This is a genomic window from Xanthobacter oligotrophicus, assembly GCF_008364685.1.
Lineage (GTDB): Bacteria > Pseudomonadota > Alphaproteobacteria > Rhizobiales > Xanthobacteraceae > Xanthobacter > Xanthobacter oligotrophicus.
Window position 1 is genome coordinate 115,783 of the sequence record NZ_VTTL01000004.1, and the last position, 17,375, is coordinate 133,157.

The window sequence follows — 17,375 nt, forward strand, 5'->3', positions numbered from 1 at the left end:
GTTGCAGCCTTGGCGTGGCAGTATGATTTCCCGAAGGGGAGGAAGGATACGGCGATGGCTGGGTTGTGGGCCGGCTTCCGTGCGGCGGCAAGATCTGCTGTGAAGCCATCGGCCGTGAAACCTTTGGCGAAACCTTCGGCCGCAGGCGGATGGCGGGCGGTGCCGGTGGCACTGGCCCTGCTTCTGCTGTCGGGCATCCTCGTCCGGGCCGAGGCGGCGGCGGTGGTGGCGCGGGTGGACCTGTCGTCCCAGCGCATGACGGTCTCCGTGAACGGCGTGCCGCGCTATTCCTGGCTGGTCTCCACCGCGCGACGGGGCTACGTGACGCCTACCGGCGTCTACCGGCCACAGCGGCTCTACCGCGAGTATTATTCGCGCAAGTATTACAACTCGCCCATGCCCTATTCGATCTTCTACAGCGGGGGCTTCGCCATCCACGGCAGCTATGCGGTGAACCAGCTGGGGGGACCGGCCTCCCACGGCTGCATCCGCCTGCATCCGGGGAATGCGGCCACGCTCTATTCCCTGGTCCAGAGCTATGGCCCGGGCAACACGCGGATCGTGATCACCCGCTGAAGCGCGCCTGCGGGGCGTTCTGGGTGGGGCGCCCCGGCCGGCCCTGCGCCTCAGATGTAGTACAGCACCGTCAGAAGCGCGAAGCACGGCACCAGGAAGACGATGGACCAGACCATGTAGCCGAAGAAGCTCGGCATCTTCACGCCGCGGTGGCGGGCGATGGAGAGCACCATGAAGTTCGGCGCATTGCCGATATAGGTCATGGCGCCCATGAACACCGCGCCCGCCGAGATCGCCTCCAGCGTCACCGCCAGCGGTCCCATGAGCTGGTGCGGGTCGCCGCCGGCGAGATTGAAGAAGACGAGATAGGTGGGCGCATTGTCGAGGAACGCCGAGAGCGCCCCCGTCAGCCAGAAGTACCACACGTTCACCGGCTGCCCGTCCGCCCCTGTCACCAGTTCCACCAGCGGGGAGAAGGCGCCCCGCGAGCCGGCCTTGAGAATGGCGATAACTGGTATGATGGTGAGGAAGATGGCGGCAAACAGCTTCGCCACCTCCCGGATCGGCTCCCAGTCGAAGCCGTTGCGCTCGCGCACGATGGCGGGGGTGATGGCGAGGGAGACCAGGGCCAGGACCACCAGCAGCACATCGCGCGCGATCCACTGCAGCTCCACGGGGGTGCCGTAGATGTTGAAGGTGACGCCGGGCTTCCACAGGGCGCTGAGCAGGATGGCGCCGATGATGCCCACCAGCAGCGGCAGGTTCTGCACTCCGCGCAGCCCGATCCCTTCCGTCGGCGGGGTCGGATCGGGCCGTTTCACGGCGGCGTCCTCCTTCGCGTAGAAGTAGCGGTCGAGCAGGTAGAAGGCGACGAGCAGGATCGCCGCGATCACCGCCGTGTCGTGCAGCAGGTGGGTGGTGGTCCAGAAGAAGTTCACGCCCTTCAGGAAGCCCAGGAACAAGGGCGGGTCGCCCAGCGGCGTAAGCGAGCCGCCGATGTTGGACACCAGGAAGATGAAGAAGACCACGGTGTGCACATTGTGCCGCCGGTCGTCATTGGCGCGCAGCAGCGGCCGGATCAGCACCATGGAGGCGCCGGTGGTGCCGATGAGGCTCGCGATCAGGGTGCCGATGGCGAGGATGAGCGTGTTGACCGCCGGCGTGCCCTTGATGTTCCCGGTCACCAGCACGCCGCCGGACACCGTGAACAGAGCGAACAGCAGGATAATGAAGGGGATGTATTCAAGGAGCGCGGTGTGCACCACCTCGTGCCCCGTGGCCGACGGGCCATAGACGGCGGCGAAGGGCACGACGAAGGCGAGGCCCCAGAACAGGGCCACCTTGCCGTAATGGTGATGCCAGAAATGGCTCGCCAGCAGCGGCAGCAGCGCGATGGACAGCAGCATGCCGGCAAACGGGATGGCCCAGAGCGGGGACAGCCGCGCCCCGTCGAGCACCGGCAGGCCCTGCGCCGCAAGGGCAGGCGAGGCCGCGGCCAGGAGGAGTGCGAGGAAGGGCAGGGCAAAAGCGGCCGCGGACCCGAGACCAAACTTCATCCCGCGACGCTGCGCTGCCATCGCCACCCCCCAGATTACCCACCCGGGTTTGATGGACGAAGCACACGCCGGTGGCAAGGTGGAGCTTGGCAACGTTCCCCCGGCCTGCGGCCCGCAGTGCACCATGGCGCGCCCCGCGCGGGGCTCCAGGGTCGCCGCCGCCACCCGCCGCGACCGGGAGAAAGGTTGACCGGACGGCCTGTTTCTGTCCTAGTCCCGCCCGATTTTACCCTTGACGGATCCATGACCCAAGATCGTACGACGGAGCGCGCCCCCGAGCGTGCGCAAGACCGTAGCCTCGACCGCTACAATGCCCGCGAAGCCGAGCCGAGGTGGCAGAAGACCTGGGCCGAGCGCGGCATCTTCCGCACGCGAAACGACGACCCGCGCCCGAAATTCTTCGTCATGGAGATGTTTCCCTATCCGTCGGGGCGCATCCACATCGGCCACGGCCGCAATTATGTGATGGGCGACGTGCTCGCGCGCTACAAGCGCATGCAGGGCTTCAACGTGCTCCATCCCATGGGCTGGGACGCCTTCGGCCTGCCGGCGGAGAATGCCGCCATCGAGCGCGGCATCCACCCCAAGAGCTGGACCTACGAGAACATCGCCTCCATGCGCGAGCAGCTGCAGCTGCTCGGCCTCTCGCTGGACTGGAACCGTGAGATCGCTACCTGCGACCCGTCCTATTACGCGGAGCAGCAGCGCATCTTCCTGGATTTCCTCGACAACGGCCTCGCCTATCGCAAGGAGAGCGAGGTCAATTGGGACCCGGTGGACAACACCGTGCTCGCCAACGAGCAGGTCATCGACGGGCGCGGCTGGCGCTCGGGGGCCATCGTGGAGCGGCGCAAGCTGTCGCAGTGGTTCCTGCGCATCACCGATTTCGCCCAGGAACTGCTGGACGCCCTCGATACGCTCGACCGCTGGCCCGAGAAGGTGCGCCTCATGCAGCGCAACTGGATTGGCCGCTCGGAAGGCATGGAGGTGCTGTTCGAGTTCACCAGGGCCGCGGTTTCGGCCGGCACCCTGCCGGCGGCGGCGAAGGCGGTGAAGGTCTACACCACCCGTCCCGATACCCTGTTCGGCGCTTCCTTCCTGGCGCTCTCTCCCGACCATCCGCTGGCCCAGCATCTGGCGCTCAAGGATGCGGCGCTCGCGGCCTTCATCGCCGAGTGCAAGCGCGGCGGCACCTCGGCCGAGGAGATCGAGACCCAGGAGAAGATGGGTTACCCGACCGGCCTCGAGGTCGTCCACCCGCTGGACGACAAGCGCACCGTGCCGGTCTACGTGGCCAATTTCGTGCTGATGGACTACGGCACCGGCGCCATTTTCGGCTGCCCGGCCCACGACCAGCGCGATCTCGACTTCGCCCGCAAGTACGGCCTTTCCGTCACCCCCGTGGTGCTGCCGGCGGAGACCGATCCCGGCGCCTTCGCGGTGGACGACGTGGCCTATGACGGCGACGGCACCCTGTTCAACTCCGGATTCCTGGACGGCATGAGCGTGCCCGACGCCAAGGAAGCCGTGGCCCGCCGGCTGGAGCGCTTCCGCGTCGGCGACGAGCCGCAGGGCACGCGGCGGGTGAATTTCCGCCTGCGCGACTGGGGCATCTCGCGCCAGCGCTATTGGGGCTGCCCCATCCCGGTCATCCATTGCGACGCCTGCGGACCGGTGGGCGTGCCCCGCGAGCAGCTCCCGGTGGCGCTGCCCGACGATGTCACCTTCGACCGTCCCGGCAATCCGCTGGATCGCGCCAAGGCGTGGCGCGACGTGCCGTGCCCCAAGTGCGGCAAGCCGGCCCGGCGCGAAACCGACACCATGGACACCTTCGTGGATTCGTCCTGGTATTTCCTGCGCTATGCCTCGGACAATCCGCAGGTGCCGCTGGACAAGGACGCGGTGGCCCACTGGCTGCCGGTGGACCAGTATATCGGCGGCATCGAGCACGCGATCCTGCACCTGCTCTATTCGCGCTTCTTCACCCGGGCGCTGAAGAAATGCGGGCGCGTGGACCTGGACGAGCCGTTCGCCGGACTGTTCACCCAAGGTATGATCGTCCACGAGACCTATAAGGATACCGCCGGCAAGTGGCTGTTCCCGGAGGAGGTGAAGCTCCTCGGCAACGGCAAGGCCATCAAGATCGCCGACGGTTCGGATGTCACCGTCTCCCCGCCGGAGAAGATGTCCAAGTCCAAGCGCAACGTGGTTGCCCCCGAGGTGGTGGCGGATACCTACGGTGTGGATTGTGCCCGCTGGTTCATGCTCTCCGACACCCCACCCGAGCGCGACAGCGAGTGGACGCAGGGCGGCATCGAGGGCGCATGGCGCTTCGTGCAGCGGGTCTGGCGGCTGGTGAATGAGGCGGTGGAGCTGGGCGCGCCCGCAGGTTCCCCGCGCCCGGATGCCTTCTTGCCCACCGCCCTCGGCCTGCGCCGGGCCGCCCACGGCCTTGTGGCGACGGTGGCCGAGGATATCGAACGCCTGCGCTTCAACGTGGCGGTGGCCCACGTGCACGAATTCGCCAACGCTTTCGGCAGCGCCATTGCCGCGGCCCGGGCGGAGAAGGAGGTCCCGTCGGACCTCGCCTTCGCCCTGCGCGAGGCGGCGGAAATGCTCGCTTCAGTGGTGGCACCCATGGTGCCGCACCTGGCGGAGGAGTGCTGGGTTGCCCTCGGCGAAAGCACGCTGGTGGCGCAGGCCCCCTGGCCGAAGGTGGAGGCCGACCTGCTGCGTCAGGACACGGTCACACTTCCGATCCAGATCAATGGCAAGAAGCGCGATGATATCGTCGTGCCGCGCGAGGCGACGGCGGCGGAAGTGGAAGCCCTGGTGCTGAAGCTGGAAAGCGTGCAGCGGGCACTCGACGGCCGCGCGCCAAAGCGTATCATCGTGGTGCCGCAGAGGATCGTGAATGTCGTTGCTTGATCCCTCGTCCCAAGTGTCCCGCCCTAAGTCCCGCCCCGCTTCCCGGGTGGGTCAGCTTGCCCGTGCACCGCTCGCGGCGCGGCTGGCGCTGGTGTGCGCGCTCGCCGGCGCGCTGGCTGGCTGCTTCCAGCCGCTCTATGCGGAAAACTCGACCGTGGGCGGCCCCGCCCTCATGGACAAGTTCCGGGACGTGGATGTCATCGAGATCCGGGGCCGGCTCGGCAATGACCTGCGCAACGACCTCATCTTCGCCCTCACCGGCGGGTCGGGGAACCCGAAGGGTGCGCCGCTCCAGCTCATCGTCGCGGTGGATACCTCCGCGTCCACGGCCATCGTGAACTCGTCCTCGGGCCTGCCCGAGAACCAGGTCATCCGCGTCACCGCCAACTGGCGCCTGGTGAAGGCGGCCGACGATCCGAAGAAGGCGGCGATCGTGACCACGGGCGCGGCCTCCGGTACCGCCACCATCGACACCAGCGACCAGCGCTTCGCCAATTACAGCGCCACCATGGACGCCGAGAAGCGCGCCGCGCGCAGCGTCGCCGACCAGATCAAGGCCCAGCTTGGCGCCTTTTTCATCCGCAATCCCAGCGCCCCCGGCTCGGCGAGCTGAGCCGTGGTCGCGGTGCGGCCTGGCGACGCCGAGACGGCGCTCGCCCGGCGCGACCCGGGCAAGAGCGTCGTCCTCATCTTCGGGCCCGATACCGGCCTCGTGCATGAGCGGGCCCAGGGCCTCGTGCGCCGGGCCGTGCCCGATGCGCACGATCCGTTTGCCCTGGTGCGCCTCGAAGGCGACGACATCTCCTCCGACCCCCGCCGGCTGATCGACGAGACCTCCACCATCGGCCTGTTCGGCGGCGAGCGGGTGGTGTGGGTGCGCGCCGGCAGCCGCAACATCGTGCCGGCGCTCGAGCCGGTGCTCGCCGGCCGCTGCGACGCGCTGGTGGTGGTGGAGGCCGGCGACCTGAAGAAGGGCGCCCCCTTGCGCGCCCTGTGCGAGAACGCCCCCAACGCCCTCGCCATCGCCTGCTATGCCGACAGCGACCGCGATCTTTCCCGTCTCGTGGATTCCATGATGGCCGAGGCGGGCCTTGCCATCGACCGCGACGCGCGGGACCTCCTGGTTTCCCTCATCGGCGGCGATCGCCTCGCCTCCCGCGGGGAGATCGCCAAGCTCATCCTCTATGCCCTGGGGCAGCAGCGGGTGAGCCTTGAGGATGTGCGCACCATCGTGGGTGATGCCTCGGCGCTGGCCCTCGACGACGTGGTGGACTCGGCGCTGGCCGGGGAGACGCGGGAGGCTCTGGCCGCCCTCGCCAAGGCCATGGGCGCGGCGACCCGGCCCGACGCGGTGCTCGGCAGCCTGCTGCGCGCGCTCACCGCCCTGCATCCCATGACGCTCGCCGTGGCCGGCGGGGCGAGCCCCGACCAGGTGGTGGGATCGGCCCGCCCGCCGGTGCATTTCTCGCGCAAGGCGAAGATGGAGAAAGCGTTGCGGGCGCTCGATCCGGATCGCTGCCTGAAGGCTCTGCTGGCGGTGGACGACGCCGTGCTCGCCGCTCGCCGCAACGCTCCGCTTGCGCCCGCCATCTGCGAGCGGGTGGTGCTCCAGGTGGCCCAGCAGGCCGGGCGGGGACGGCGGTAACGAGAGAGGCTTAGCCGGCGTCGTCGGGCCTCAGCGCGCGGAAGTGGCCCTTCGCCTGCAGCCAGCCCAGGGCGACAAGGCCCGGCAGCCCCGCCACCGCCGTGAGGGCGAAGAACAGCGGCCAGCCCGATGCCTCGGCGATGGCGCCGCTGGAGGAGCCGAGCAGGGTCCGGCCCACGGCGGTGAGCGCGGTGAGCAGCGCATATTGGGTCGCCGTGTGCTCGCGCGCCCCGCACAGGGCGGAGAGGTAGGCGACGAAGATCACGGTGCCGATGGCGCTGGTGAAGTTCTCCACCAGGATCACGCCCGTGAGCACGCTCGCGTTCGGCCCGGCATAGGCCTGCAGGGTGAAGCCGAGGTTCGACGTCATCTGCAGCACGCCGGAGATCCACAGGCAGGTGACGAGCGGATAGGCGCGGGCAAGGTAGGCTCCGACGAAGCCGCCGACGATGGTGCCGCCGAAGCCCACCACCTTCACGATTTCCACGTAGGTGGCCTTGCTGAAGCCGATGTCCAGCACGAACGGCCCGGTGAGCACGCCGGCGAAGGCATCGCAGAATTTGAACAGCATGACGAACAGCAGGATCATCACCGCCTGGTCGCGGGTGAGGAAGTCGCGGAACGCCCCCACCGTGGTGGCGATGAGCCGGTGTCCGGTGCCCTCTCCCACCTTGCGTTCCGGTGCCTTTGGCTCGCGGGCGAACAGGGTGGCGATGACGCCGATGGCGACGCACGCCCCCGCCAGCGCGTAGCCCCAGAACCAACTGGTGCCCCGCGGCAGGCCGTGCGCTTCCTCAAGATAGGCCACCAGGGCGATGACACCGGCACCCGTCACGAGCATGGCCAAGCGGTATCCCGTAACGTAGCCGGCCATGCCGGCGGCCTGCTCGCTGGAGCTATCCAGCCGCTCCACGCGGAAGGCGTCCACCGCGATGTCCTGGGTGGCGGAGGCGATGGCCACTGCCAGCGCGCAAGCGGCCACCGCGAAGGGGGAAACCACAGGGTCCTGCACCGCGAGCGCGGCAATAGCGGCAATGAGCACGATCTGGCAGGCCAGCAGCCAACCGCGCCGCCGGCCCAGCAGCCGCGACAGCAGCGGCACGTCGACCGCATCGAGCACCGGCGCCCAGAGAAATTTCAGGGTGTAGGGCAGGCCCACCAGACTGAACAGGCCGATGGTGGTGAGCGTCACCCCCACGTCCTTCATCCACAAGGCGAGGGTGCCGCCGGTGAGCGCCAGTGGCAGGCCCGAGGAGAAGCCGAGCAGGCTGACGCTCAGCACGTCGCGCTGGGTGTAGAGCGCGAACGCCTCCTTCAGGGAGCGGCGCTGCGGCGCGGTGCCGCCGGACGGGCTGAGGGTTTGCTCGGTCATATGGATCCTTCGGCCGTTGCCGGTGGGCGGGCGCGGTCGGGAGGCCCGTGCGCCAGACCTGTCCCGACGTGCTTTAGACCGTGACCGGTGAAAAGGTCCCTACCGGGGCGACGGACGCCGTCAGGCCATGGCCCTCAGGCCTGGGACTGGCTCCAGAGCCCGGCTTCCACCTTGGACACTGCGATCACGGCCTGGGTGCGGCTTTCCACGCCCAGCTTCTGCAGGATGGCGGAGACATGGGCCTTCACCGTCGCCTCCGAGACGCTCAGCTCATAGGCGATCTGCTTGTTGAGCCGGCCTTCGGACAACATCATCAGCACCCGCACCTGCTGGGGCGTCAGGGTGGCGAGGCGGGCGATGATGGCGTCCGTCTCCGCGTCGGCGCGGGCGGCGAGGCTGATGTCCGACGGCACGAAGGCCTCGCCCCCGAGCACGCTCGCCACCGCATCGCGCATGTCGGCGACGCTCATGGTCTTGGGAATGAAGCCCGAGGCGCCGAGGTCGATGCAGCGGCGGATCACCGCGGACTCTTCGTTCCCCGATACCACCACCACCGGCAGGCTGGTATATTGGGCGCGCAGATAGATGAGGCCGGAAAAGCCGCGCGCCCCCGGCATGGTGAGGTCGAGCAGGATCAGGTCGAAATCGCGGTCGCGTTCCAGGAGCGCGGTCAGATCGTCGAAGGTGCCCACCTCCTCGATGGTGGCATCGGCATGACGTCCGAGCACCGCCTCGCGCAGGGCGCCGCGGAACAGGGGGTGGTCGTCGGCGATAACGAGGCGCAGGCTGCTCCCGGCGGCTTCTCCCAATGCTCCCTCCCGGCGGCTCCGCCCTTCTTGTCTCCGCGGGAGGGCGGTGCCCGCCGCGAATCGGCTCGCCCGATCATCAATCCGTGGCGGAGCGGTGACAAGCCGATCACGCCATATGGCCGATTGTTCCGGTGAATGCCAGCACCACCTCGCGGCGCTGGGGCCGGTTGCGATGCTCGATCAGGTAAAGGCCCTGCCATGTGCCGAGCGCCATGCGGCCCTGGCTCACCGGAATGGACAGGCTGGTGTCGCTCAGAAGGGTGCGCACATGGGCCGGCATGTCGTCCGGACCCTCGGTGTCGTGGACCCAGCCGAAATCGCGGGGCGCGAGGCTGTTCAGGGCGCTGAGGAGGTCCGTGCGCACGTCCGGGTCCGCATTCTCCTGGATGGTGAGGGAGGCCGAGGTGTGGCGGCAGAACACCGTCAGCACCCCCGCGCCGGCCGCGATGTCGCCGAGGAAGGCCGCCGCCTCGGCGGTGATGTCGGTGAAGCCCTCGCCGGGCGTCGTCACCTGCAGGCGGGACTCGGCGTGGCGCACGGCATCGCTCAGGGTCGGGGCGGAGCGGGTGGTGCGGGCCATGGCGGGTCTCCTGCGGGGCGCCGGCGGGGACGATCCGGCCGGCGTGGTTTCTGGTATCGGCGGCGTTTCTGGTATCGGCGTCTTGCGTGGAGCGGTTCCGGCTCGTACCAGTTTTGCCATCTCCCCGTCTCTCTCGCGAGCGCGGCCGGCTGGCCGCCGCTGCCAAGGACTGTCGCCGATGTCGAAGCTGGTTCTCGATGCCGCCGTGTTCTCGCCGGCGTCCGTCGCGCCCGATACCCGCATGGTCAACGACGCCATCGTCAAGATCATGAAGACCATTCCCGACCGCTGGGCGGTGCCGCTGCCGGAGATCCGCGCCGCGCGGCTTTCCGGCAAGGGCGTCTTCCCGCTGGCGCCTGAAAGCGCGCGGGCGCGGCAGGAGACCATTCCCGGCCCGCGCGGGGATATTCCGGTGCGCATCTACCTGCCGGATGAGGCGCCCAAGGGTGTCTACCTCCACATCCACGGCGGCGGCTGGACCGTCGGCTCGGCGCGGGAGAACGAGGGGATGCTGGATCGCATCGCCGGCCAGTGCGGGCTTGCCGTGGTCTCGGTGGACTACGCCCTCGCCCCTGAGGAGCCCTATCCCGCCGGCCCCGACGATTGCGAGGCGGCGGCGCTGTGGCTGGTAAAGGAAGGCGGCGCGCGCTTCGGCACCGAGCGCTTCGCCATCGGCGGCGAATCGGGCGGGGCGACGCTCGCGGTGGCGACCCTGGTGCGGCTGCGCGACAACCACCAGCTCTCGCCCTTCTCGGCGGCGGTGCTGACGGCGGGCTGCTTCGACCTGCGCCTCACCCCCTCCGCGCGCAACTGGGGCGACGAGCCGCTGGTGCTGAACACGAAGGACATCACCTTCTTCGTGAACAATTATCTTCGGCTGGAGGGCAAGGCGGAAGAGGCGGACGTCTCCCCGTTGCTCGGCAACCTGAAGGGCCTGCCGAAGGCACTGTTCATGGTGGGCACGCGCGACGCGTTGCTCGACGATACCCTGTTCATGGCCAACGCCTGGCTCGCGGCTGGCAACGCGGCGGCGCTCGATGTCTATCCCGGCGGCTGCCACGTCTTCATCGGCTTTCCCGGCACCCTTGCCGATCAGGGCCTGAAGCGCATGTGCACCTACCTGAGCGAGTTCTGAACGCTAGTCAGAGGCGCTCCTCGTCGCTCGGGGCGCGCAACTCGTCGATCAGGCCTTTCAGGCGCCGGTAGAAGCGTTCCGCATAGGCGAAGGCCTGGTCGAGGTCGGTGGCGTTGGGTGCTGCGCCCGGCGGCGGCACCGGCGCTCCCGGCTGGGGCGGCAAAGGCTGTGGCGCGACCGCGGCGGCGCGGCGCAGGGTATCCACCTCGGCCTTGAGCCGGGCGATTTCGGCCTCATAGGCATCGCGGGTGTCGGGCACCGCCTCGCAGGTGAAGCCCGAGGGCCGCTTGGCGCACAGCGACACCCGGCCCGTCTCCCGGTCGAGCTTCAGCGCGCCGCCCTCCACCGGGGCGAACGCGAAGCGCGGCGCGGAGGTCTCAGCGGACGGTGCCGCTTGGGCTGTTCCTTGGGGCGCGCCCTGCGCCATGGCTGGCGTTGCCGCCAGCGGCGAGAAAACAAGGGCGCACAGGGCGACGAGGCGCAGATCAGCGGTGGAACGGGTCATCATCGCCTCCCGTGAGGGGCGGCGCGCGGCCGCCTTTGGCGAAACATAAGCGCTCCGATCCGGTCCGGAAGGGGCGGCCGGACCTTTACGGGATGCCTCAAGGCATAGGGACCAGCCTCGATCCCGTGGCCCGCCTTGACCCACCGACCGTATTGCACCGCAATCGGGTTGGTAGGTCAGGCTCTAAACTTCAGATATGGAAGCTTTCGCCGATCAGGCTGCGGTCCATTTCGCTCGAAGACGCCCTAGTAGGTCGCTGCCAGGTAATCGATGATCGCCTTGGCGTCGGTATCGTCGATCGGGGCATGGTAGGCCGAGATCATCTTGTGGACTTCAGCCTCCCAGAACGGCCGCCCCATGTGCGGCGGCTGGGTGGTGACGTAGTCCGCCGAATGGCAGGCGGCGCAATTGTTTTGTGCGGACTCGATCCCAGGTCCCGGCTTGAACACTGCGGTCTCTTCCGGAAGCTCGTAGGTCAAGGGTTTGGCCACTACCAAGCCGGCGAGAGGCCCCGCGAAGGTACCGGCGATCGCGACCGCCATGGCGAGGGATTTGAGATGCTTGATCATCGCTCTGTCCCTCACCCGGCCACGACGTTGGTGGTCTCGACGACGCTGCGCATGTAGCCGGATGGGTTCCATCGGGCCTCCATGGGCTGGGTCTGGCCGAGCGCGTTGGTGGCCCGCACCTTGAGCGTGTGCCGGCCGGCGGGCAGTGTCACGTTGGCGGTCCATTCGCGGAACGAGTATTTGCCAAGATCCGCGCCGAGCGCGGCAGGCGTGAAGGACTTGCCGCCATCGGCCGAGACCTCCACGCGAGCGATCCCCGAGCCGCCGTCGAAGGCGATCCCGCGCAATGCCACCGGCTTGCCCGCCGCCACCGTTGCGCCATCGAGAACGTTGGTGAGAAACGAGCGGACGGCGAAGCGGCCGATGGGCACGGTTTTCTCGGGCTTGCCGCCCGCAGGCACGCAGGCGCAGTCATTGTCGGGGATGCGATATGCCGTGCTCATCCAGAAATTGTCGAGCGGCTTGTCGAGAACGGCGATGTGGTTGAGGTGCTTGACCCAGTAGGTGCCGAAATAGCCGGGGACCACGAGGCGCAGCGGGAAGCCGTTCAGCCAGGGCAGGTCCTCACCGTTCATCTGGTAGGCCAGCATGACCTCGCCATCGAGCGCATGATCAAGCTTCAGCGACTTGGCGAAACGCGGCGTCTCCGGGATGACGGGATTGTCGAGCCCGGTGAAATAGACTTCCACCGCCCCGCTGGCGATGCCGGCCTTTTCCAGCACGGATTTCAGGGTCACGCCCTTCCACCGGGCATTGCCCATCAAGCCGTTGCCGGCCTGCCCGCCACCCACACGCGGCTCGAAAAAGCCCCGGCTGTTGCCGGAGCATTGATGCACGGCGACATACTCGACCGGATCGAACTTGGTCTTCAGCTCGTCGAGCGAAAGCGAAAGCGGCGTCGAGACCTTGCCCTTCACCTCCAGGCGGAAGGCTGCCGGGTCGATCTCCAGCGGGATGTCGGCCAGATGATAGCGCACGAAAAACGCGTCGTTCGGCGTCAGTATGCCCTCGTTGAACACCGAAAACGGGGTTTCCAGCTGCGGCGGACGCGATGTCAGGCCGATCAGCGCCCGCTTGCCGGGATAGGTCACAAGCGGCCGCTCGCCGTTGGCGAAGGGAAGGGTGATGCTCTCCGCAGCGGCGGCCGCGAGCCGGGAGCCGGCCGCGAGGGAGGCCCCGTATCCCAAGACCATGCCGCCGACTGACCTCAATGCCTGCCGTCTCGTGACCATTGAACACCCTCCCATCCACAGCGGCCCGGTTGATTTCGGACCTTGTCTGATTCCACTCTATCCGAGTTAACCTGAAGCTTGGCCGGAATGAGCGCATTCTTTTCGCGCCTCATGGTTTGCCCTGATCCTGCCCCCGATTCGCCGGATGGACTCTCACGCCGTCGGCCGGAACGGCGGACGCTTGCTGGCGAGGGCTTCATCCAGGAGTTCGATGCGGTCCTGGCCCCAGAACACCTCGCCGTCGAGCACATAGGACGGGGCGCCGAACACGTCCGCCGCCATGGCCTTCTCCCGGTTGTCCAGATAGGCCGCTTTCGCCGCCTCGCCCTGGGCCGCCGCGACGAGGCTGTCGCCGGGCAGGCCCACGGCGTCGGCGAGGCCGGCGATGACCTCCGGCAGGGCGAGATTTTCCTGCCGTTGCCAGACGCCCGAACAGATGCGGGCGACGAGGTCATCCACCGGCAGGCCGGCCTGAAGGGCGGCGATGATGGTCTGGTCCGCCAGCGCGCCGTCGAAGGGCCAGAAGGCCGGCGCCAGATGAAGGTCCACCCCGAGCTTGGCCCGCCAGCGCTGGAGTTCCACCAGCCGGTAGCGCTGGCGCTCCGGCGCCCTTTTGGCCAGCGGCAGGCCGCCGGTCTGCGCGAATACAGGCCCCAGCTCCACCGGATGGAAGGCGACGGCGGCGTGGTGCCGTCGCGCCACCGCCATGAATGGCGCGTGGCCAAGGAAGCTCCACGGGCTGACGCAGGAGAAGAAATAATCGATTTGGCGATGGGGCGTGTGGTCTGGGGCGGTCGGGTTTGGCGCGGTCATGGGAGGGCGGGTCCGGGGGCTCTGGATGCAGGATCCGGCGGCACGGATCAATCGCCGCCGCGGACAGTTGTACACGCAGGTCAGCTTGACAGGGAAACGCCGGTGGTCCCCTCTCAGGCGGCCCACATGGTGATCCGGGAGGCATCATTGGGCGAAGAGCGGCATACGGAATTGATGGGGCTCCAGAGCGAGCTTTCGGGCGCTGCCCTGAAGGCGGCCATGGAGACGGACGCGGCGGCCCCTGATGCCGCCATGGATGCGGGATCAAGGCGCGCGCGGCGCGCGGTGCGGCTCAATCCCCTGGCCTGGATGGCGGTGTCGTTCCTGGCCGGAGTGGTGGTCGGCGCGCTGCTGCGGCCGGTGACGATCGTGCGCACGGGAAGGAATGCGGGATGAATGTCGATCAGCTGGCGCGGAACCTCAAGATCCTGCTGCGCACCAACACCATCATCGCCGAGATCCACCTGCGCCACGTGGCGGCGCGGGTGGGCCTGTTCGCCTTCGCGGCGCTGGTGGCGAGCTTCGGCGTGGTGATGCTCGGCGTGGCGCTGTTCCTCGCGCTGGAAGCCTCGCTGGGGGCGATCTGGGCGGCCGTTGTGGTCGGCGCCGGGGGGCTGGTGCTGGCCCTCATCGTGGCGGTGGTGGGCGCGACGCTGAAGCCCTCGCGGGAACTCGGCCTCGCCAACCAGGTGAACCAGGCCGCCATGGACGCGGTGCAGGCGGAGATGAAGGCCACCTCGTCCAGCCTGTCCCAGTTCGCCTCCTTCGCGGCGGTGCCGGGGCTGGTGGTGCCGGTGCTCACCTTCCTGCTGAGGGCCTTCCGCCGCCCGAAGGCGTGAGCGGGTTTCGCTCAAACGCCGCGCGGGGGTGGTTCACGCCGTGTTTTCGCTCAAGCGCCGCGCGGGCTCGGGTTCACGCCTTGCGCACCCAGCGGCCGTTCTCGTCCTGCTGCCAATAGGTGAGGTCGTGGCCCTGCGCGGTGGCGGCGGCCTTGGCCTCGCGCCAGCGCTCGCGGGCGGCGGCCACCTGCTCATCGTCGCGCCCGTCAAACAGATGCACCACGCGCAGATAGGGCGTGGAATCGGCCAGCGGCACGGCATCCACCAGGAAGCGGACCTGCGCGCCGTTGGGGTTGGCCTCGGTGGTGGAGATGAGCACCGGCTGGCGCTCCGGCACCGGCTGGGCCTCGGTGCCGTGGGGCAGGAACGAGGCCTCGCTGTAGGTCCACAGATGCGCATCGAGCGCATCGCGCCGCTCCGCCGACCCGCACTGCACCACGCACCGCCAGCCGCGCTCCAGCGACTTCTCCAGAAGCGTCGGCAGCACCTGCTCCAGCGGGCGGCGTTCGAGGTGGTAGAAGAGGATTTCGGTCATGGATGATTACGATATAGGGCGTCTCTCCAAGATCCAAGAAACCTCTTGACCTCGGGCGCCTTCTACATCAATACTCCCCTCGTTTTGCGCCAACAAAGCGAGGAATTTTTCTATGAACATTATCGCAAAAATTTTTACGAAAGTAAAGCCCCTCATTTTTATTTTGAGACTTTTAAGCGCCTTTTTTCCAGGGCTTTTGGAAACGGATAAATGCGAGCAGGTGTTTTGGGAGCGCGTGAAAATTGACGTAGTGGAATTCGAGCGTCGTGTCGAAAGGCAATCAACAGAGACAGTGACTGGATTTCACTGTGTCTCCCATGGAACGAAAATCAGTCTCGGCGATGCGCCGTGGTCGAGGCCATCGCAATAGGTCATTTATCTCGTGCAACGGCGTTTCACCAGCGAGCTGAAAGCACGCGGGCCTGTCATGGCGAGAAGCGTGCTTGGACGACTGATATGATCGGCCGCTCTATGCATATGTGGTGCTGCCCGTGGTGGTGATCGCTATGGGCTACGCCGCCATGCGCCTGACCGAGCCGAAGCATCCCCCGCACGCCGGTCCGGCGGAATAAGTCGCCGCACCGCGTTCTGCCTCCCCCCGTCATCCTCCGGCTTGACCGGAGGATCCATGGCGCCGCTTGTCCCAACTCTTCGGCGCCTGCGCTTGCCGGGAGATGGGCCCTCCGGTCAAGCCGGAGGGCGACGGTGGGAGAGGCTTGACGACAAGAGAGGCGTGCCGCCTCACCCCTCGTAGTGATCCTTCACCAGCTGGTTGAGCAGGCGCACGCCCCAGCCCGAGCCCCAGCTCTTGTTGATGTCGGAGGCGGGCGACGACATGGCGGTGCCGGCGATGTCCAGGTGCGCCCAGGGGGTCTTGTCCACGAAGCGCTGGAGGAACTGGGCGGCGGTGATGGAGCCGGCATGGCGGCCGCCGGTGTTCTTCATGTCGGCGAACTTGGAATCCACCAGCTTGTCGTATTCCGGGCCCAGCGGCATGCGCCACACCCGCTCCCCGGTCTCCTGACCGGACTTGGTGAGGCGCTCGCTCAAGGCGTCGTCGTTGGAGAACAGGCCGGCATATTCCGACCCCAACGCCACCAGGATGGCGCCGGTGAGGGTGGCAAGGTCGATCATGAACTTGGGCTTGAACTGCTCCTTGGCGTACCAGAGCACGTCGGAGAGCACGAGCCGGCCCTCGGCATCGGTGTTGATGATCTCGATGGTCTGGCCCGACAGGGAGGTGACGATGTCGCCGGGGCGCTGGGCAGCGCCATCGGGCATGTTCTCCACCAGGCCGATGAGGCCCACCGCATTCACCTTCGCCTTGCGGGCGGCGAGGGCATAGAGCAGGCCGGTGACGCAGGCGGCGCCGCCCATGTCGCCCTTCATGTCCTCCATGCCGGCGGCTGGCTTGATGGAGATGCCGCCGGTGTCGAAGGTCACGCCCTTGCCGATGAACGCCACGGGCGGCTCGCCGGCCGGCCCGCCGTTCCAGCGCATGATGACGACGCGGCTCTCCTTGATGGAGCCCTGGCCGACGCCAAGCAAGGCGTGCATGCCGGCGCGGGCGAGGCCGGCGTCGTCCAGCACCTCGATCTCGACGCCCACGGACGACAGGTGCTCCTCGGCGCGGCGGGCGAACTCGGGCGGGTCGAGCACGTTGGCGGGCTCGTTCACCAGGTCGCGGGCGAACAGCACGCCGTCGCCCACCGCATCGGCGGCGGTGACGGCGCGCTTGGTGCCGGCCTCATCGGATACCAGCAGGGTCACGGCGAGGGCGCCGCGCTCGGTGTCGTCCTTCTTCTTGGTCTTGTAGCGGTCGAAGCTGTAGGTGCGCAGGCGGATGCCGAGGGCCACTTCGGACGCCGACTCGGGGCCGATCTTGGCGCCCGGCAGATCGAGCACCACGGTCGCCTCGCGGGCGGAGGAGGGGATCTTGCCCGCCGCCACGCCGCCGAGCTTGAGGAAATCGGAGGGCTTCAGCTCCCCGGCCTTGCCCACGGAGATCACCACCAGGCGCGGCGCATCGAGGCCGGCGGGGGCGAGCAGGTCGATGGTGCTCCAGGCCTTGCCCTTGTAGCGCTCGGCGTCGAAGGCGCGGGTGATGGCGGCATCGGCGCCCTTCAGCAGCTTCTGCGTCTGCGCGCCGAAGGCGAGGGTCTCGTCGGTCAGCACGATCAGCACGCCCTTGGGGGCGGCGGTGAGCCGTGCGAACGAGAGGGTGACGGATTCGGACATGCGACGCTCCGGGCAGGAAAGGCTTTTCAAGGAATCGGTCTGTCGCCTCTTTCTCTAGACCGGCTGGCGCGCGGGTGGAACCGCCCATGCCGCCGCGCCCGAG

The 17,375-nt window shown here is 68.0% G+C and carries 18 protein-coding genes; 8 read left to right on the forward strand and 10 right to left on the reverse strand.

Annotation, left to right across the window (positions count from 1 at the left end; genetic code table 11):
- Positions 1–159 precede the first annotated feature (159 nt).
- Positions 160–576, forward strand: coding sequence for a L,D-transpeptidase (locus FZ033_RS24270; protein ID WP_269149856.1), 417 nt, complete (start codon positions 160–162; stop codon positions 574–576).
- 50 nt (positions 577–626) lie between these two features.
- Here FZ033_RS24270 and FZ033_RS07510 read toward each other — a convergent pair whose 3' ends face one another.
- Positions 627–2,093, reverse strand: coding sequence for a sodium:proton antiporter (locus FZ033_RS07510; RefSeq protein ID WP_149575536.1), 1,467 nt, complete (start codon positions 2,091–2,093; stop codon positions 627–629).
- Positions 2,094–2,315: 222 nt separating this feature from the next.
- Between FZ033_RS07510 and leuS the strand changes: the two genes are divergently transcribed.
- From leuS to holA, 3 genes are read left to right on the forward strand one after another with little or no spacing between them, the layout of a single operon-like run.
- Complete coding sequence (gene leuS, locus FZ033_RS07515; RefSeq protein WP_149575537.1) at positions 2,316–5,000, forward strand: leucine--tRNA ligase; 2,685 nt, start codon at positions 2,316–2,318, stop codon at positions 4,998–5,000.
- Positions 4,987–5,613 (forward strand): LPS assembly lipoprotein LptE, encoded by a 627-nt coding sequence (gene lptE, locus FZ033_RS07520; protein ID WP_149575538.1) that lies wholly within the window; start codon positions 4,987–4,989, stop codon positions 5,611–5,613. The genes leuS and lptE overlap by 14 nt, the downstream gene beginning before the upstream one ends.
- 3 nt (positions 5,614–5,616) lie before the next feature.
- The gene (gene holA / locus FZ033_RS07525) at positions 5,617–6,645 is read left to right on the forward strand and encodes a DNA polymerase III subunit delta (protein ID WP_149575539.1); all 1,029 of its coding nucleotides are present in this window, start codon (positions 5,617–5,619) and stop codon (positions 6,643–6,645) included.
- A gap of 10 nt (positions 6,646–6,655) precedes the next feature.
- Here holA and FZ033_RS07530 read toward each other — a convergent pair whose 3' ends face one another.
- The 3 genes from FZ033_RS07530 to FZ033_RS07540 form a co-directional block, all read right to left on the reverse strand.
- A complete protein-coding gene (locus tag FZ033_RS07530) occupies positions 6,656–8,017 on the reverse strand; it encodes an AmpG family muropeptide MFS transporter (RefSeq protein WP_188079370.1) in 1,362 nt (453 codons plus the stop codon).
- A gap of 134 nt (positions 8,018–8,151) precedes the next feature.
- Positions 8,152–8,826 carry a response regulator gene (locus FZ033_RS07535; RefSeq protein WP_149575540.1) on the reverse strand — a complete coding sequence of 225 codons (675 nt, stop codon included), beginning with the start codon at positions 8,824–8,826 and terminating at the stop codon, positions 8,152–8,154.
- A 106-nt stretch (positions 8,827–8,932) separates the two neighbouring features.
- The gene (locus FZ033_RS07540; protein ID WP_149575541.1) at positions 8,933–9,406 is read right to left on the reverse strand and encodes a secondary thiamine-phosphate synthase enzyme YjbQ; all 474 of its coding nucleotides are present in this window, start codon (positions 9,404–9,406) and stop codon (positions 8,933–8,935) included.
- A 178-nt stretch (positions 9,407–9,584) separates the two neighbouring features.
- On the opposite strand from FZ033_RS07540, the gene FZ033_RS07545 reads away from it, so the two are divergent.
- Positions 9,585–10,541: an alpha/beta hydrolase gene (locus FZ033_RS07545; protein WP_149575542.1), complete on the forward strand. Its 957-nt coding sequence runs from the start codon at positions 9,585–9,587 to the stop codon at positions 10,539–10,541.
- A 7-nt stretch (positions 10,542–10,548) separates the two neighbouring features.
- On the opposite strand, the gene FZ033_RS07550 is transcribed toward FZ033_RS07545, so the two are convergent.
- The 4 genes from FZ033_RS07550 to FZ033_RS07565 form a co-directional block, all read right to left on the reverse strand.
- Positions 10,549–11,046, reverse strand: coding sequence for a hypothetical protein (locus FZ033_RS07550; RefSeq protein WP_149575543.1), 498 nt, complete (start codon positions 11,044–11,046; stop codon positions 10,549–10,551).
- A 245-nt stretch (positions 11,047–11,291) separates the two neighbouring features.
- Positions 11,292–11,615: a SorB family sulfite dehydrogenase c-type cytochrome subunit gene (gene sorB / locus FZ033_RS07555; protein ID WP_149575544.1), complete on the reverse strand. Its 324-nt coding sequence runs from the start codon at positions 11,613–11,615 to the stop codon at positions 11,292–11,294.
- 11 nt (positions 11,616–11,626) lie between these two features.
- Positions 11,627–12,847: a SorA family sulfite dehydrogenase catalytic subunit gene (gene sorA / locus FZ033_RS07560; protein ID WP_149575545.1), complete on the reverse strand. Its 1,221-nt coding sequence runs from the start codon at positions 12,845–12,847 to the stop codon at positions 11,627–11,629.
- A 153-nt stretch (positions 12,848–13,000) separates the two neighbouring features.
- Entirely contained in the window at positions 13,001–13,660 is a 660-nt protein-coding gene (locus FZ033_RS07565; RefSeq protein WP_149575546.1) for a 2-hydroxychromene-2-carboxylate isomerase, read from the reverse strand.
- Positions 13,661–13,762: 102 nt separating this feature from the next.
- Here FZ033_RS07565 and FZ033_RS07570 point away from each other — a divergent pair, with 102 nt between their 5' ends.
- Positions 13,763–14,056 carry a hypothetical protein gene (locus tag FZ033_RS07570; RefSeq protein WP_149575547.1) on the forward strand — a complete coding sequence of 98 codons (294 nt, stop codon included), beginning with the start codon at positions 13,763–13,765 and terminating at the stop codon, positions 14,054–14,056.
- On the forward strand, positions 14,053–14,499 hold the full coding sequence (locus FZ033_RS07575) for a phage holin family protein (protein WP_149575548.1): 447 nt from the start codon (positions 14,053–14,055) through the stop codon (positions 14,497–14,499). Before FZ033_RS07570 ends, FZ033_RS07575 begins: the two co-directional genes overlap by 4 nt.
- 73 nt (positions 14,500–14,572) lie before the next feature.
- Here the strand turns inward: FZ033_RS07575 and FZ033_RS07580 are convergent, their stop codons facing one another.
- Positions 14,573–15,034, reverse strand: coding sequence for a DNA polymerase III subunit chi (locus FZ033_RS07580; RefSeq protein WP_149575549.1), 462 nt, complete (start codon positions 15,032–15,034; stop codon positions 14,573–14,575).
- A gap of 112 nt (positions 15,035–15,146) precedes the next feature.
- Here FZ033_RS07580 and FZ033_RS07585 point away from each other — a divergent pair, with 112 nt between their 5' ends.
- On the forward strand, positions 15,147–15,404 hold the full coding sequence (locus FZ033_RS07585; protein ID WP_149575550.1) for a hypothetical protein: 258 nt from the start codon (positions 15,147–15,149) through the stop codon (positions 15,402–15,404).
- Positions 15,405–15,775: 371 nt separating this feature from the next.
- Here the strand turns inward: FZ033_RS07585 and FZ033_RS07590 are convergent, their stop codons facing one another.
- Positions 15,776–17,272 carry a leucyl aminopeptidase gene (locus FZ033_RS07590; RefSeq protein WP_149575551.1) on the reverse strand — a complete coding sequence of 499 codons (1,497 nt, stop codon included), beginning with the start codon at positions 17,270–17,272 and terminating at the stop codon, positions 15,776–15,778.
- Positions 17,273–17,375: the final 103 nt, after the last annotated feature.